The sequence below is a fragment of the Streptosporangium sp. NPDC002607 genome (genome assembly GCF_053592655.1).
Window position 1 is genome coordinate 20,203 of the sequence record NZ_JBSFWD010000040.1, and the last position, 14,386, is coordinate 34,588.

A 14,386-nucleotide genomic window follows, 5' to 3' on the forward strand; every position below is an offset into this window, starting at 1 on the left:
AGTGCGGCCCGGATCAGAGGCCGGCGAGAGGGCCGAAGACGAGCCGCTGACGGCGCCGGTGGCCGCGCCGGAACAGGGAGAGCATCAGCGTCAGCATGGGACCGGCGAGCTTGCGCAGCCGGGCCAGCTCGTCGGGCCTGGCGTACTGCTCGATCCTCGGCAGATCGATCTTGACGTTCCCGCCCTTGCGTACCGCCGTCTCGACCATCTCCCAGTCGGCGACGGACACGTACTTCTTGATGATCGGGAAGAGCAGCCGCTCCTCTTCGGTGATGTGCTCGTCGAGCATGTCGGCCAGCCGGGTGAGGGACTTGGCGAGTGCGGAGGCGTCGCCGGTCGAGGCGAACGCGGCGGCCTGGCTGTTGATCTCGGCCAGCAGCGGGTCGAGGTCGGCGTGGTCGTCACTGAGGTCGCGCAGGTCCAGCTCGACTCCGGCGGACCGTTCGAGGACGGGCCAGAGCACCTCGTCCTCCATCGTGTGGTGATGGTGGATGCCCTGGTTCAGGGTCGTGATGAATTCGGCGATGGCGCGGGCGCGCGCCGGATCGGTCACCTGCCGTCCCTCGGTCAGCTGGGTCGTGAGGTCGGCGAGGCGGCGGGTGTCAGCGCGCATGGCGCGGTGGGTGATCTGGAATCCCAGCAGTTCCGGGGTCATCTCGGGGGCTCCTTAGGCGGTGCGGGCGCTTACCCGACCACGATGCGGCAGCCCTCTTATGAGCTACTTGGCGGCTACTTGGTAGTGCGATCGGCCCCGACGCGGCGGACTTGGCGAGGGCGCGCCTCCACCGCCGCCCGGTGTCCGTCGTGGCGGCCGCCGGGGGCTCCCGGGCGGCGGCCGGATCCGGGGCGCCGGCGGCGGTTTGCGGGGATCCTCGGGGGAGGACGTGTGGTGATCCGGACGGTCCTCGATTGATTTCGCATCCCGCTCCGGAGCCGTGTATGGTTACACCTGTCCGCAAGCGAGAGCGACACGGACAGGCCCCTTTAGCTCAGTCGGCAGAGCGTCTCCATGGTAAGGAGAAGGTCTACGGTTCGATTCCGTAAAGGGGCTCAACAGCCTAAAAGCCCTGACCTCCGGGTTGGGGCTTTCGGCTTGGTCGGCCTTTAGGTCAGCCAGAAAACACTCAAGGTTCCCGACGCGCGAACGGGCATACTGGGGTAACCCAGAAGAGGTCGCCCTGACCTGCACAAGTACGTAGGCACTCTGCGGGTCGGGTATCCTTGCGAGGTCGGTCGATTTCATCGGCCTCAAGGCGGAGTAGCTCAGTCAGGCAGAGCAAACGGCTCATAATCGTTGTGTCGCCGGTTCAAGTCCGGCCTCCGCTACTACCCACCGGGGTCCCCTCCCACAGAGGGGCTCTGCCGTGGGTTGTCCACTGTCCCGAACGTAGAAAGGCACTCCCAAGTGGCTGCCACCGACGTTAGGCCGAAGATCACGCTGGCCTGCCAGGAGTGCAAGCACCGCAACTACATCACGCGGAAGAACCGGCGCAACGACCCGGATCGGCTTGAGCTGAAGAAGTACTGCCCGAACTGCAAGACGCACCAGGCGCACCGCGAGACTCGCTAGTCCGCGAAGCCTCCCGCTCCGGTGGGAGATGAGTGTCTGATGGGCACGCACATACTCCACGAAAACCGGCGTCCTCAGGCGGGCGCCGGTTTGTCGTATCCGCACAGCTTTTCCGCTCGGCCGTTGACCGCGGCGGACAGGCGGGGCCGTGGTGGCTTCGGGCTACGGTTTCCTGGTGGCCCCGAGGGCACACCCTGGAATCTTGTTCTGTTACTGTCGGCCTGACCCACCGGTCCGGCCTCGCCGGCTCGGTATCCGCAAAGGAGCACGATGGCCTTGAACCGTGACTTCGTCGGGCGGGCGTCCGCGCCCTCCTCGCCGTACGAGGTCAGCCGCGTGAAGATCAAAGAGTTCGCCGCCGCGATCGGCGACGACAACCCGATCTACCGGGACAGGGAGGCCGCCCAGGCGGCCGGGCACCCCGACGTGATCGCCCCGCCGACCTTTCCCATCGTGTTCAGCCTGGCCGGGGGGTCGATCCTGGCCGACCCCGAGCTCGGGCTGAACTTCGCCATGGTGGTCCACGGCGAGCAGCGTTTCGAGTACCGGCGGCCGATCCACGCCGGGGACGAGCTGGTCAGCGTCTCCACCGTGACCGACATCCGCAGCGCCGGCCGCAATGAGCTGATCACCGTCAAGAGCGAGGTCAGCACCGTCGACGGCGAGTCCGTGTGCACGACCTACAACACCATCGTCGAGCGTGGAGGGGCGGGCTGAGATGGCCGCGACTGTCAAGTACGACGAGGTCGAGACGGGTCAGCAGATCCCGCCCGCCGACTACCCGGTGCGCCGCGCCAACCTGGTGATGTACGCCGGGGCGTCCGGTGACTTCAACCCCATCCACTGGAACGAGCGCTTCGCCAAGACCGTCGGGCTGCCGGACGTCATCGCCCACGGCATGTTCACCATGGCCCAGGGCGGACGGTTCGTCACCGACTGGGCGGGCGACCCGGGCGCGGTCGTCGACTACGGGGTGCGCTTCTCCTCCATGGTCGTCGTCCCGGATGACGACCAGGGCGCCGTCATCACGGTGAGCGGGATCATCGAGGAGAAGCTCGAGGACAAGCGCGTGGTGGTCGCCCTGACCGCCAGGTCCAACGACTCCCGGGTCCTGTCCAAGGCCCGCGCGGTGGTCCAGCTGTCGTAGTGGTCGCCGGGCGAGGGCACGCTCGCGGGCCGGGGCCGAATCTTCTCCCGGTCCGTGGGTAGCGTCCCCAGCATGAGCGAAGTACCACCTGAGGTGACCAACCTGGCCGAGCGGTGGGCCAGGGCGCGAGCCGAGCACGACCATGCCATGGCCGACGCGCTCCGCGACGAGATCAGAGCCGAGGGCTGGCTCGTCCAGGACACCGCGGTCGGCTTCGAGCTCATCCCCGTACCCCCCTTCGAGGCGTGGCCCACGCTCCGTTCTCTGCCCGAGGACGCCTCGGCTGCCGGGAGGCGCGAGGGTTCCCCAGCGGCCGGGCGGGACGGTTCCGACACGGGTTCCGGTGCGCGGCCGGGTACCTCCGCGGACACCGGCACCGAAGACGCAGCCCGCGGGCGGGACGGATCCGCCGATGCCGGACAGGTCGCCGAGGCCGCGGATCCGGGGCGTCACCCCGGGCGGCTCGGAGCCCTGGACGCGGAGCGGGTCGCCGAGACCGAGGCGGCACCCCGGCCGAGGCCCGAGGGCTCCGAGCTGGTCGGCCGGTCGGACGATCTCCACGGTCATCCCGAGTGGATGGTCTCCTCCCAGTTGCTCTGGGACGCCAGCCTGTCGGTCTCCCGGCTCGACGAGACCATCGTCGCCCCCGCCGAGGTCGAGGAGCCGAGGGCCGCGCACTCGACGGTGACCGTCGCGCTGCTGGTCGACGGCCGGCCAGAAGAGCTGCGCGAGTGCGTACGCGCCCTGGTCGCCCGTACGGAGGCCAGGATCCTCGCCCTCGACCTGGGGAACCTGGACGGAGCCGGAGCCGTCCTGCAGGAGCTGGTGCGGGAGTTCCCCCATCGGGTGGAGGCGTGGCATGTGGCCGAGCTCCCGCACTGGAGGGGCGGCTCCGCCGGGTGGGGGGAGAGCCGTGACAAGCTACTCCGTCTCGACAGCTCTGACGTGCACGTCGTCATGGACACCTCGATGATCCTGGAAGGCGACGCCATCACCCCGCTGGTCAAGGCGCTGGACGACGACGTCACCGCGGCGGGCTGGAAGGGCGTTAACCCTCGCGAGGACGGCCAGGAGTGGCTGGAGGCCGAGCCGGGCGAGGTCCGGGCACTGCTCGGCCACCTGATCGCGGTCAGGCGCGACACGGTGCTCGCCGCGGGCGGCTTCCCCACCGAGGCCCGTTACTACCGCAACGCCGACCTGGAGTTCTCGCTCGGGCTCCCCGGCATCCTGGTCGGCCTGGGCAAGGACCTCCCGGTCCATCAGGAGCGGCACCGCGGTCAGGACGACGTCGACCCCGAATATCGCGACAGGGAGTCGCGGCGGACCTACGACCGGGTGCTGAGGCTGCTGCGCTCCCCGTAGGCTGGTCGCGGATTTCTGCCGGGTGTGGGGAAGCGTATGACGGAGCGGGTGGCAGGGGTACGGCTGGCGCCGTACACGACGCTTGGGCTGGGCGGAGCGGCCAGGGCGTTCGTGGAGGCCGGGTCGGCCGAGGAGATCGTCGAGCTGGTGGCCGAGGCCGACCGGGCGGGCGAGCCGGTGCTCGTGCTCGGCGGCGGCAGCAACCTGGTCGTCTCCGACGAGGGGTTCGACGGCCTGGTCGTGCGTGTCGCCTCCCAGGGCGTCGAGATCGACGGGGACCGGGTCACCGCGCAGGCGGGCGAGGACTGGGACTCACTGGTCGAGCGCGTGGGGGCGGAGGGCCGCTCGGGAGTGGAGTGCCTGTCCGGCATCCCCGGGCTGGTCGGGTCCACACCGATCCAGAACGTCGGCGCCTACGGGCAGGACGTCTCCCAGACGATCACCGCTGTCCGGGTCTACGACCGCCGGAGCGGCGAGGTACGGGACCTGACCGCGCGGGAGTGCGGGTTCGCCTACCGGCACAGCGCGTTCAAGGAGGAACTCGGGCGGCACGTCGTGCTCGCGGTGACCTACGAGCTGGCCGGCGACGCGCTGTCCGGTCCGATCGCCTACCGGGAGCTGGCGGTCCGGCTGGGTGTCGCGCTGGGCGATCGGGTGCCGCTGGCGCGGGCTCGCGCGGCGGTGCTGGAACTGCGCGCGGGCAAGGGCATGGTCCTGGACGCGGCCGACCCGGACACCCGCAGCGCGGGGTCGTTCTTCACCAACCCGATCCTGACCGGCGGACAGGCCGCCGAGCTGGAGCTGCGGGCGCCGGGGTTCCCCCGCTGGGACATGCCGGACGGGGCGGTCAAGGTCCCGGCGGCATGGTTGATCGAGAACGCCGGGTTCCCGAAGGGATACCGGCGCGGCCCGGCACGCATCTCCACCAAGCACACCCTTGCAATGACAAATCCGGAAATGTCGGCCTCGACCGAGGAGCTTCTCGATCTCGCCCGCGAGGTCAGGGACGGGGTCTTCGAGAAATTCGGCGTCACCCTCGTCAACGAGCCCGTGATGGTCGGCACTCGCCTCTGAGCTTCGAGGAGCCGGATTGCCCGGGGGCCGACCTGCGAAGGCGTCGGTCTCCGGGGCCGGGGCAGGACCCGGGAATGAGCATCCTGCCCCGGCTGTTATGGTCTGATGGAAACACCCGAAGGGGAGTAGTCCCAATCGCGTGATCGACATACTGGCGCCCCAGGGCGCCCGGTCGCGCGGGCCTCGGATTCGGCCGTTCTCTCACGGCTCCGGGGCGGACGAGACCTTCGGCCTGGCAGGCAATCATCGATGCCGCCGGGCCGAAGTCGTGCCCGAAACTCCCCGGGTGCCCCCTTCAGCCCGGCCGCACGTGCGGGAAGGGCACCCTCCATTGGAAGCGTTCTGGATCAGTCTTGTTGTGATCTTCGTCGCGGAGTTGGGCGACAAGAGCCAGCTCATGGCCATGACCTTCGCCACCCGGTTCAAGCCGTGGCCGGTCCTCGCCGGAATCACCCTGGCCACCGCGGTGGTCCACCTGCTCAGTGTCGGTCTCGGCGGGCTGGCCGGTGACCTTCTCCCCACCACGGCGATCACGATCATCGCCGGAATCGCCTTCCTCGGCTTCGCCCTGTGGACGCTGCGCGGGGACGAGCTGACGGACGAGGAGGCTCAGAAGGCGCAGCGCACCACCCGATCGGCGATCATCGCCGTGACCGTCGCCTTCTTCCTCGCCGAGCTGGGCGACAAGACCATGCTCGCCACCATCACCCTCGCCACCCAGCACGGCTGGTTCGGCACCTGGATCGGCTCGACCGTCGGCATGGTCGCCGCCGACGCCCTGGCCATCCTGGTCGGACGGATGCTCGGCAAGCACCTGCCGGAGAAGATCATCAGGTACGGCGCCGCCGCCGCGTTCGCCGTCTTCGGCGTGATCCTGCTGCTCGAACCCCTGCTGGCCTGATCGTGCTCCTCCCCGACGGAGCGGTGACCGGTCAGGCCAGCCGGGCTTCGATCTCCCGCACGCTGGGATTGACCAGCGCTGATCCGTCGGGGAGGAGCACGGTGGGGATCAGCCAGGAGCCGCCGCCGAGGTCGGTGATGAGCTCGATCGCGCCGGGCGTCCGGTCGACGTCCACCTCGACGAAGGGGATCTCCGCGCGGGCGAGCGCGGCCTTCAGTCGGTGGCAGTGACCGCACCACGGAGCGCTGTAGACAGTGAGGGAGGACATGTATTCCCTATTCGCAAGGTGGGTTTGACGTGAACGACGACTAGTGAATATTCTCACTCGCCAAGTGGATATTAATGGTAGACACAGCAGCTGAGCGGGCTGGCTGGTCGCACGAAAGTGGGTCCCCGTGACCGAGCTCCCCGACGTCGCCCTCACCCGGCGGTCCCTGCTGAGATCCATCGCCATCGTGAGCGGCCTGGCCGCCGTCCCTGGCCTCGCCGTGGCCTGCGGGTCACCCGAACCGGCGGCCGGGGGCCCGGCTGGGGCGGCGAAGTCCCTTGACGTCCTCAAGGTCGCGCTGCCCTCCTCCCTCGGCTCGCTCGACGCGAGCAAGGAGGCGGGCATCATGAACTACGTCGTCGCGCTCCTGTGCCAGGAGGCGCTCGTCGGGGTAGGGCGCGACGGCAGCCTCCAGCCATCGCTCGCCGAGTCCTGGACCAGGAAGGACGCGACGACCTATGGCTACGCCATCCGCCAGGGCGTGACCTTCTCCGACGGGACGCCGCTGACCGCGGACGACGTCGTGGCCAGCCTCGACCTGCACGCGCGAAAGGGCTCCACCTCGGCCTTCGCGTACGCGTACGCCAATGTGAAGAAGATCGACGTAAGCGGGCCGGCCGAGGTCACGATCACGCTGAAGCGGCCCGACGCCTCGTTCGCCTGGACGCCGTCGCCAGGCACCCTCATGGTCACGAGCAGGAAGTTCATCGAGGTCTCCGGCGACGACATCGGCACTCCCACCGCGAAGATCCTGGGCACGGGCCCGTACCGGGTGACGGAGTTCGCCCCCGACTCGCACGTGACGCTGGAGCGCAACGACGCCTGGTGGGGAGGCAAGGCCCCGTACCGCCGGATTGAAATCGACTTCGTTCCCGAGGAGTCGACCAGGCTCCTCGCCATGCGCGGCGGGTCCGTCGACGTGGCGCTGAACGTGCCCGCCGAGCAGATCGACCAGTGGAAGGGACTGCCCGGCGTCGAGGTGAAGGCGGCGAGCGACCGCTCCCTCGTCACGCTCGCCTTCAACACCGCCAAGAAGCCGTGGGACGACGTCCACGTCCGCAGGGCGGTCGCCCACGCCGTCGACAGGGAGGGAATCCTCCGCAGCGTGCTGCGCGGTCACGGCAGGGTGGCCACCACGCTCACCGACCCCGCCCAGTGGGGCGGCGTGCTCGGCGAGGCGGAGGTGGAGAACCTGTACGCGAGCATTCCGCAGTACGGGTTCGACCTGGCCAAGGCACGTGCCGAACTGGCCGCCTCCTCGGTGCCCGGCGGCTTCGCCGACGTGCTGACCTACCCGAACAGCGGGCCGCAACTCGGCAGGGCCGCACTGACCCTCGCCGAGAACCTCAAGGGCATCGGCATCACCCTTGAGGTCAAGGAGGTCCCGCTGGAGCAGTGGATCGCCGAGCTCGGCAAGCACGCCTCCGGCGTCTACCTGGGATGGTACTTCGCCACCACGGGCGACCCCGCGGAGTACATCCAGCAGCTCCTGAACGGCGCCGCCACCGGTGTGAACGGCACGAACATCGCCGAGTACGCCAATGCCGAGGTGACCGGGCTGCTCGACGAGGCGAAGACCGGAACCGACGACACAGCACGCGGCAGGCTTCTCGGGGAGGCGCTGGTCAAGGCCGCGGGTGACGTCCCGTACCAGCCGCTCTGGTGGGGAGAGGCGGCGACGGCGTTCGGCCCCGGCGTGGGGACCGGCGAGTTCGGGCCCTACTTCTTCGTTGGTCCCTGGGCCACCGAGATCACCACCCGCTCATGACCGCGGCACTGGAGGCGTACGCCGCACTCGCCGGTCTGCGTGTGCCCGAGGCCGTGGTGCTGGATCCGGAGGGGGCCCGTGTCGCCTGCGTTCTTCCGCGCCCGGACGGCCGTCCCGTCGCACACGTACTCGACCTGTCCGAAGCCGAGAGCGGGAGCCGAGGACCGGTCCCGGTGCCCGTTCCCGTGGCGGGCACGGGGACGGAATGGCACGCGTTGACGCGGTGGCTGCCGGACGGGAGGCTGCTGCTCGCCGCCGGTGACGGCCCTGACCTCGACCACGTCGAGGTCCGTTCACCCGGCGATCCGGTCCCCGCCTGGCGGATCCGGGTGGGAGGGGAGATCGAGGATCTCGTCCCCGGTGGTGACGGTACCGTGCTCGTGCGGTTCGCCGACCCCGGCAGTGAGCGCGACGGCAGCCACCTCGGCCTCCGGGTCCGCGACGGGACCGATCCCTTCGTCCGCACGCCGGGCGACAGGCGCAGGCGGCTCGCGTGGGCACGGGTGGGCGACGGGGAGCTGCGGCCGGTGCCGCTGCGCGGCCTGACCGTGTGGGACGCCGATTGGCGGGACGGCGTCGTACTGGCCGTCACCTCGGCCGACGAGACGCCCGCCGGGTACTACCGGCCCGCCCTCGACCTGGTCGATCCCGAGAGCGGTGAACCCCGGACCCTGCTGCGCACCTCCTGGCAGCTCAGCCGCCCCCGGCTGGCGCCCGGCGGGCGTACCGCCGTCGTGGTCGAGGGGCTCTCCATCGTCTCCGGGCGGATCATCCGCGTCGACCTTGTCACCGGGGAGGCGACGCCACTGGCCGCCGTCGACGACGTCACCGATCTGGGCTGGCTGGACGAGGACACCCTGTGGTTCACCGGGTGGTCGGGTACCGGCACGCACGGCGGCACCCTGACCGCCGACGGTCGCCCGCTGACCCGCTGGACCTCCTGGGGAACCCTGGGCGGGCGCGACGGGCAACCGTCACTCTCGGTGGATCGCACCGGTGCGCTCGCCGTCGCCGTCTGGGAGACGGCCGAATGCCCCCCAGAGGTGGCGGTCGCCCAGGTGGCCAAGGGCGACTGGCGCCAGGTCACCGATCTCAACGCCGCGCTGGCGCCGCTCGCCGTGCACCAGGAGGAGGTCTCCTGGACCGGCCAGGACGGCCTCGCCGTCCAGGGTCTCCTGCTGCGGAGGTCGCCGATCTCACCCGCCGTTTCCCCGGACCTCTCGCCTTCCACCGGTCCCGCCGGCCCCACGGGAGGCGGCGGGACCGAGGCGGGACCGTCGCCGCTGGTGGTGATTGTGCATGGAGGGCCGACCTGGCTGTGGTCCACTGCCTTCGCGCCGGCCGAGTCCGGCGGGCTCGCCGCCGCGCTCGCGCACGCGGGGGCGGCCGTACTGCTGCCGAACCCGCGCGGGAGCAGCGGGCGCGGCCAGGAGTACGCGCGCCGGGTCATCGGGCGATTCGGTGAGGACGACCTGGGCGACGTCCTCGCGGGTGTGGACCACCTCGTCGCGGCCGGAGTCGCGGACCCGGGGCGGATGGCGGTCATGGGGCTCAGCTACGGCGGGTACCTGAGCGCGTGGGCGGTGACCCGAACCGGCCGGTTCCGGGCAGCCGTGGTGATGTCCGGGGTGAGCGACTGGCTCAGCTTCGCCACCGCGAGCAACCTCGGTGGCGGCTTCGACCTCCTCTACCACCGAGGGGCCGACCCCGCCACGCCCCAGGGCAGGGAGTTTCTCGCCGCCCGCTCGCCGGTGTGCCACGCGGCCGGAGTCACCACACCGACGCTGATCCTGCACGGCGCCGAGGACCGCACCACCCCCGTCGGGCAGGCGGAGCAGCTCTATCGTGCCTGGTCGGCGGCCGGCGTCCGGACCCAGCTGGTCGTCTACCCTCGGGAGGGCCACGAGCTGACGGAGGGAGCGCACCGCGGGGACGCGGCGGAGCGCGTGGTCGCGTGGCTGACAGGAAACGGGGTGCTCTGATGGCGGGGCGTGACCGGCTTCTCTTCCTGCTGCGCAGGTTCGCGGGCATCGTCGTCGTCGTCGCGCTGCTGTCGGCCGGCATATTCGGTCTGCTCTACCTCGCCCCCGGCTCGGTCCAGCAGACCCTGCTGGGCACCCGCCCCGCCACCCCGGAGACCATCGCGGCGATCCAGGCCCGCTACCACCTCGACGAGCCGCTGCCCGCGCAGTACCTGCGCTGGCTCGGCGGCGTCCTCCACGGCGACCTCGGGACCTCGGTCAGGACCGGGATGCCGGTCGCCGACATGATCGGCCAGCGGCTGCCGCTCACCCTGGCGCTCGTCGGGTACGGCGTGCTGCTCGCCCTGCTCGTGGGGGTTCCGCTGGGCGTGGTCGGGGCGCTGCGGCGGGGCCGGGCCGCCGATCGCCTCGTCGTCACCGCCGGTGTGGTGGGGTTGAGCGCCCCGCCCTTCGCGGTCGGGTTGCTGCTGCTCGTGGTGTTCGCCGCGGGGCTCGGCTGGTTTCCCGTGTACGGGACGGGCGAGGGCCTGGTCGGCCAGGTGTGGCACCTCACCCTGCCCGCGGTCGCGCTGGCCATCGGCGCCGTGGGCATGTTCGTCCGCTTCAGCAGGGCGGCGCTCATCCGCGAGCTCGACCAGGACTACGTGGTCTTCGCCCGCGCGCGTGGCCTGGGCGGCGCGGCCGTCCTCGGATACGCGCTGCGCAACTCGCTGGTCCCCATCCTCACCGCGGCCGGGCTCATCGTGACCGGCATGCTGGCCGGGACCGTGCTGGTCGAGGTGACGTTCGCGCTTCCCGGTCTCGGATCGCTGCTCGTCGACTCGGTCACCTTCAAGGACGTCCCGGCCGTCCAAGCGCTCGGGCTGCTGTTCACCCTGCTCATCGTCGCCGTCAACCTGCTGGTGGACATCGGCTACTCGGTGGCCGACCCCCGGGTCCGGTTCGGTGGGAGGACATCGTGATCCCCACGGGCGGGCACGCCGTCGTGATTCGCTGTATCTCACCTGAGGAGGCACGGTGAGAGGCCGTTTTCCGGCGGTCGCGCGGCGCCGTCCCCAGGTGGCCGTGGCCGGCGCGCTGGCCGTCCTGTTCGCCGTGGCCGTGGCCGCGGTGCTCGCGCCCTGGCTGGTGCCCGGCGCGACCGACCAGGACCTCGTGCTCGGCATCACCGGCCCCGCGCCAGGTCACCCGCTCGGCACCGACGACCTTGGCCGCGACGTGCTGGAACTGCTCGTCGCGGGAGCCCGTACGGCCGTTCCCGGCGCGCTGTGCGTCGCCGCCGGGTCGATGCTGATCGGCAACCTCATCGGGTTGCCCGCCGGATACTTCGGCGGCTGGGCCGACGCGCTGGCCATGCGCTGGGCGGACCTGATGTTCTCCCTGCCCGCCCTGCTGGTGGCGATCGTCGTCGCCGGGGTACTGGGCGGAGGGTACGGCCTGGCGGTCGCCGTGCTCGTCGTGCTGTTCGCCCCCACCGACACGAGGGTGGTGCGCGGGGCCGTGCTCGAACAGCGGCACCGCCCCTACGTCGAGGCGGCACTGCTCAAGAACCTCTCCGCGTGGCGGATCATGACGAGGCAGATCTGGCCCAACATCGCCTCGGTCACGCTGGCCAACGGGTTTCTCAACTTCGCCTACGCCCTGGTGTCCCTGGCCTCGCTGTCCTTCCTCGGCCTGGGGGTGCCCGCGGGCTCGCCCGACTGGGGGCGCACCCTGGCGGACAATCGGGCCCAACTGCTCGTCAACCCCTGGGCAGTGGTCGCCCCCGGCCTCGCCATCATCCTCACGGCCGCCGCGCTGAACATCGTCGGTGACTGGCTCCACGAACGCGTCGATCGCCGGGGAAGGGCACGTTGAGATGAAGGAGTCCACCGGAACCGGGGCGACCGCCGAGCCCGCGATCCGGGTCGAAGGAATCAAGGTCCGGCAGCCCTCCACCGGGCGGACCCTCCTGTCGGAGGTGTCGTTCGAGGTGGCGGCCGGAGAGTCGGTCGCCATCGTGGGGGAGTCGGGTTCGGGCAAGTCCCTCACGGTCCGTGCGATGCTCGGTCTGCTGCCTCAGGGGCTGGAGGCCACCGGGCAGGTACGCATCGCGGGCGAGCGGGTGGACGACGACCCGCGTGCCCGGCGGCGGCAGCGCGGCGGCGTGGTCTCCCTCCTCATGCAGGACCCGTTCACCCTGCTCAACCCGTTGCGCAGGGCCGGGCGTCAGATCGCCGACGGGTTGCCGAAGGGCGCGGACGCGGCCGTCGAGGTGCCGCGACTGCTGGCGGAGGTGGGCCTGCCGGCGAATGTCGCGGGGCGCTACCCCTTCCAGCTGTCCGGCGGCATGCGCCAGCGAATCGGGCTGGCCGCCGCGCTGGCCGGAGGGCCGCGGGTGCTGGTCGCCGACGAGCCGACGACCGCGCTCGACGCCACCACCCAGCGCGAGGTCCTCTCCCTCATCCGGCGTGTCCAGCGCGAACGGGACATGGCGTTCGTCCTCATCACCCACGACCTGCGCCTGGCCTTCTCCACCTGTGACCGGGTCATGGTGATGTACGCGGGACGGATCATGGAGACCGGCCGTGCGGCGGCCGTGCGGCATGAGCAGTTCCACCCGTACACCAGGGCGCTGCTGGCGGCCGAGCCGCCCGCGGACCGGCGGCTCGCGGTGATCCCCTCGGTGCCGGGGGCCGTCCCCGCGCACGACGTGGCGGCAGGGCGGTGCGGGTTCGCCGACCGGTGCTCGCTGGCCGTGCCGGAGTGCCGCGCGGGAGTGCCGGAGCCACGTCCCGTACGCGTATCGGGGCGCGTCCGCGAAGGGCGGCTGTCGGCGTGCCTGCGGGCGGCCGAGCTGCCCGCGCCGCCCGCGCCGGAACCGGGGGTCGTCCCCAGGCCGCCGGTCGTGGCCGAGCCGGTGCTGGAGGTGCGTGACCTGCACCGGCGGTTCGCCGGGAGCCCGCGCCCGGCGCTGGCGGGCGTGAGCCTGACGGTCGCTCCGGGCGAGGTCGTCGGTGTGGTCGGCGAGTCCGGATCGGGCAAGACCACGCTGGCCCGATGCGTCGCCGGGCTGGAGCGTCCGGACGGGGGTGCGATCCTGCTCGGCGGCGCGGACTGCTCCGACTACGGGCGGATGGGGCGCGCGGCCGTGCGCCAGGCCCGCCGGATCTCACAAATGATCTTCCAGGACCCCTATTCGACGCTCAACCCCGCCCGGACCGTGGGGGCGACCCTGCGGGAGGCGCTGTGGGCCGACGGCCGTCCCGCCGGGCCGGACGACCTCGCCCGGCTCCTGGAGTCGGTCGGCCTGGCCCGCGACATGGCCGGGATGCGCCCGGCTGGGCTGTCCGGCGGTGAGCGGCAGCGGGTGGCGATCGCCCGCGCGGTGGCGGGCGAGCCTCGCCTGCTGATCTGCGACGAGCCGGTGTCGGCGCTCGACGTCTCGGTCCAGGCCCAGGTACTGGGTCTCCTCGCCGAGCTGCGGGAACGACTGTCCATGGCGATGCTGTTCATCACCCACGACCTGGCCGTGGTCCGCCAGATCGCCGATCGGCTCTACGTGCTGGAGTCGGGCACGTGTGTGGAGACCGGCCTCGCCGACCGGGTGCTCGACGCGCCCGAGCATCCCTACACCCGGACGCTGCTGGCCAGCGTCCCCGACGGCTCCGGCGACTGGCTGGACTGACCGGCTCGCACGCTCCATCGTCAGTCCTCGGAGAACGAGATCAGGGTCAGGACGCGGCAGGCGGCGGAGCCGGTGGCGTAGACGTGGTCGGACTCGGCGGCGAAGCGCACGGCGTCGCCTGCGGCGATGGTGACCGACCACTCCTCGGTCTCGACGGTCACCTCGCCGGAGACGACGTAGGCGTGTTCCACCGAGCCGCGGCCGTGGGAGCTCTTGGCGCTGCGGGTGCCCGGCGGGATGTGGCCCTCGGCCAGTTCGAAGCGGCGCCGGTCGGGGGCCGCGAACAAGGCGCGGACCGTCGTGTCCCCGGCGGGGAGGACGAGTCCCTCGTCGTGGCGGATCACCTCCGGGCCGGTCAGGTGGACCCGGGTCAGCTCGCCGAAGGTCAGTTCCAGGGAGGCCGCGAGCCGCGACAGCACCTCGACCGTGGGGTTGGCCACGCCGCGCTCGACCTGGGAGATGAGCGCCTTGCTCACGCCGGTCAGCTCGGCCAGCTCGCGAACGCTGAACCCTCGGGCCAGGCGGGTGCGGCGCAGGTTGGCGGCGATCGCTCCGCGCACCCCCGAAGACTCAGGGGGAGCGGGTGTCATGCCGACGGCGATGCCATTCTCGCGCTGCACGTCTGTCTCCTCTTCCCGATCCGATCG

14 protein-coding genes and 2 tRNA genes are annotated in these 14,386 nt (G+C 71.3%); 13 read left to right on the forward strand and 3 right to left on the reverse strand.

Translation table 11 applies throughout. The features are described from left to right. Window positions 1-13: 13 nt before the first annotated feature. Window positions 14-655 (reverse strand): hemerythrin domain-containing protein, encoded by a 642-nt coding sequence (locus tag ACWD3H_RS34370; RefSeq protein WP_451957951.1) that lies wholly within the window; start codon window positions 653-655, stop codon window positions 14-16. A 323-nt stretch (window positions 656-978) separates the two neighbouring features. Between ACWD3H_RS34370 and ACWD3H_RS34375 the strand changes: the two genes are divergently transcribed. From ACWD3H_RS34375 to ACWD3H_RS34410, 8 genes are all read left to right on the forward strand, one after another. After that, window positions 979-1,051, forward strand: a tRNA-Thr gene (locus ACWD3H_RS34375). 201 nt (window positions 1,052-1,252) lie between these two features. Then, window positions 1,253-1,326, forward strand: a tRNA-Met gene (locus tag ACWD3H_RS34380). A 79-nt stretch (window positions 1,327-1,405) separates the two neighbouring features. Further along, on the forward strand, window positions 1,406-1,570 hold the full coding sequence (rpmG, locus tag ACWD3H_RS34385; protein WP_030921771.1) for a 50S ribosomal protein L33: 165 nt from the start codon (window positions 1,406-1,408) through the stop codon (window positions 1,568-1,570). A 270-nt stretch (window positions 1,571-1,840) separates the two neighbouring features. After that, window positions 1,841-2,287 carry a MaoC family dehydratase N-terminal domain-containing protein gene (locus tag ACWD3H_RS34390; RefSeq protein ID WP_350918025.1) on the forward strand — a complete coding sequence of 149 codons (447 nt, stop codon included), beginning with the start codon at window positions 1,841-1,843 and terminating at the stop codon, window positions 2,285-2,287. A gap of 1 nt (window position 2,288) precedes the next feature. After that, window positions 2,289-2,717 carry a MaoC family dehydratase gene (locus tag ACWD3H_RS34395; RefSeq protein ID WP_355549539.1) on the forward strand — a complete coding sequence of 143 codons (429 nt, stop codon included), beginning with the start codon at window positions 2,289-2,291 and terminating at the stop codon, window positions 2,715-2,717. Between the two features lie 72 nt (window positions 2,718-2,789). Then, on the forward strand, window positions 2,790-4,079 hold the full coding sequence (locus tag ACWD3H_RS34400; protein WP_451957952.1) for a hypothetical protein: 1,290 nt from the start codon (window positions 2,790-2,792) through the stop codon (window positions 4,077-4,079). A gap of 36 nt (window positions 4,080-4,115) precedes the next feature. Then, window positions 4,116-5,153 (forward strand): UDP-N-acetylmuramate dehydrogenase, encoded by a 1,038-nt coding sequence (locus tag ACWD3H_RS34405; protein ID WP_451957953.1) that lies wholly within the window; start codon window positions 4,116-4,118, stop codon window positions 5,151-5,153. Window positions 5,154-5,484: 331 nt separating this feature from the next. After that, window positions 5,485-6,054, forward strand: a complete 570-nt coding sequence (locus ACWD3H_RS34410) for a TMEM165/GDT1 family protein (RefSeq protein ID WP_355549545.1) — start codon at window positions 5,485-5,487, stop codon at window positions 6,052-6,054. Window positions 6,055-6,085: 31 nt separating this feature from the next. On the opposite strand, the gene ACWD3H_RS34415 is transcribed toward ACWD3H_RS34410, so the two are convergent. After that, window positions 6,086-6,322, reverse strand: coding sequence for a glutaredoxin family protein (locus ACWD3H_RS34415; RefSeq protein WP_355549547.1), 237 nt, complete (start codon window positions 6,320-6,322; stop codon window positions 6,086-6,088). A 127-nt stretch (window positions 6,323-6,449) separates the two neighbouring features. On the opposite strand from ACWD3H_RS34415, the gene ACWD3H_RS34420 reads away from it, so the two are divergent. From ACWD3H_RS34420 to ACWD3H_RS34440, 5 genes are read left to right on the forward strand one after another with little or no spacing between them, the layout of a single operon-like run. After that, on the forward strand, window positions 6,450-8,090 hold the full coding sequence (locus tag ACWD3H_RS34420; protein WP_451957954.1) for an ABC transporter substrate-binding protein: 1,641 nt from the start codon (window positions 6,450-6,452) through the stop codon (window positions 8,088-8,090). Continuing rightward, complete coding sequence (locus ACWD3H_RS34425; protein ID WP_451957955.1) at window positions 8,087-10,072, forward strand: alpha/beta hydrolase family protein; 1,986 nt, start codon at window positions 8,087-8,089, stop codon at window positions 10,070-10,072. Before ACWD3H_RS34420 ends, ACWD3H_RS34425 begins: the two co-directional genes overlap by 4 nt. Next, window positions 10,072-11,034 carry an ABC transporter permease gene (locus ACWD3H_RS34430; RefSeq protein ID WP_451957956.1) on the forward strand — a complete coding sequence of 321 codons (963 nt, stop codon included), beginning with the start codon at window positions 10,072-10,074 and terminating at the stop codon, window positions 11,032-11,034. The genes ACWD3H_RS34425 and ACWD3H_RS34430 overlap by 1 nt, the downstream gene beginning before the upstream one ends. A 55-nt stretch (window positions 11,035-11,089) precedes the next feature. Continuing rightward, a complete protein-coding gene (locus ACWD3H_RS34435) occupies window positions 11,090-11,929 on the forward strand; it encodes an ABC transporter permease (RefSeq protein WP_451957957.1) in 840 nt (279 codons plus the stop codon). A gap of 1 nt (window position 11,930) precedes the next feature. Further along, window positions 11,931-13,739 carry an ABC transporter ATP-binding protein gene (locus ACWD3H_RS34440; RefSeq protein ID WP_451957958.1) on the forward strand — a complete coding sequence of 603 codons (1,809 nt, stop codon included), beginning with the start codon at window positions 11,931-11,933 and terminating at the stop codon, window positions 13,737-13,739. 20 nt (window positions 13,740-13,759) lie between these two features. On the opposite strand, the gene ACWD3H_RS34445 is transcribed toward ACWD3H_RS34440, so the two are convergent. Further along, on the reverse strand, window positions 13,760-14,359 hold the full coding sequence (locus ACWD3H_RS34445) for a helix-turn-helix domain-containing protein (RefSeq protein ID WP_355549559.1): 600 nt from the start codon (window positions 14,357-14,359) through the stop codon (window positions 13,760-13,762). Between the last annotated feature and the right edge of the window lie 27 nt (window positions 14,360-14,386).

Excerpts from the sequence above, each read along its gene's own strand:
- ACWD3H_RS34370 (WP_451957951.1), bottom strand. The coding sequence starts at position 655 with ATGACCCCGGAACTGCTGGGATTCCAGATCACCCACCGCGCCATGCGC.
- ACWD3H_RS34390 (WP_350918025.1), top strand. The coding sequence starts at position 1,841 with ATGGCCTTGAACCGTGACTTCGTCGGGCGGGCGTCCGCGCCCTCCTCG.
- ACWD3H_RS34395 (WP_355549539.1), top strand. The coding sequence starts at position 2,289 with ATGGCCGCGACTGTCAAGTACGACGAGGTCGAGACGGGTCAGCAGATC.
- ACWD3H_RS34400 (WP_451957952.1), top strand. The coding sequence starts at position 2,790 with ATGAGCGAAGTACCACCTGAGGTGACCAACCTGGCCGAGCGGTGGGCC.
- ACWD3H_RS34405 (WP_451957953.1), top strand. The coding sequence starts at position 4,116 with ATGACGGAGCGGGTGGCAGGGGTACGGCTGGCGCCGTACACGACGCTT.
- ACWD3H_RS34415 (WP_355549547.1), bottom strand. The coding sequence starts at position 6,322 with ATGTCCTCCCTCACTGTCTACAGCGCTCCGTGGTGCGGTCACTGCCAC.
- ACWD3H_RS34425 (WP_451957955.1), top strand. The coding sequence starts at position 8,087 with ATGACCGCGGCACTGGAGGCGTACGCCGCACTCGCCGGTCTGCGTGTG.
- ACWD3H_RS34430 (WP_451957956.1), top strand. The coding sequence starts at position 10,072 with ATGGCGGGGCGTGACCGGCTTCTCTTCCTGCTGCGCAGGTTCGCGGGC.
- ACWD3H_RS34440 (WP_451957958.1), top strand. The coding sequence starts at position 11,931 with ATGAAGGAGTCCACCGGAACCGGGGCGACCGCCGAGCCCGCGATCCGG.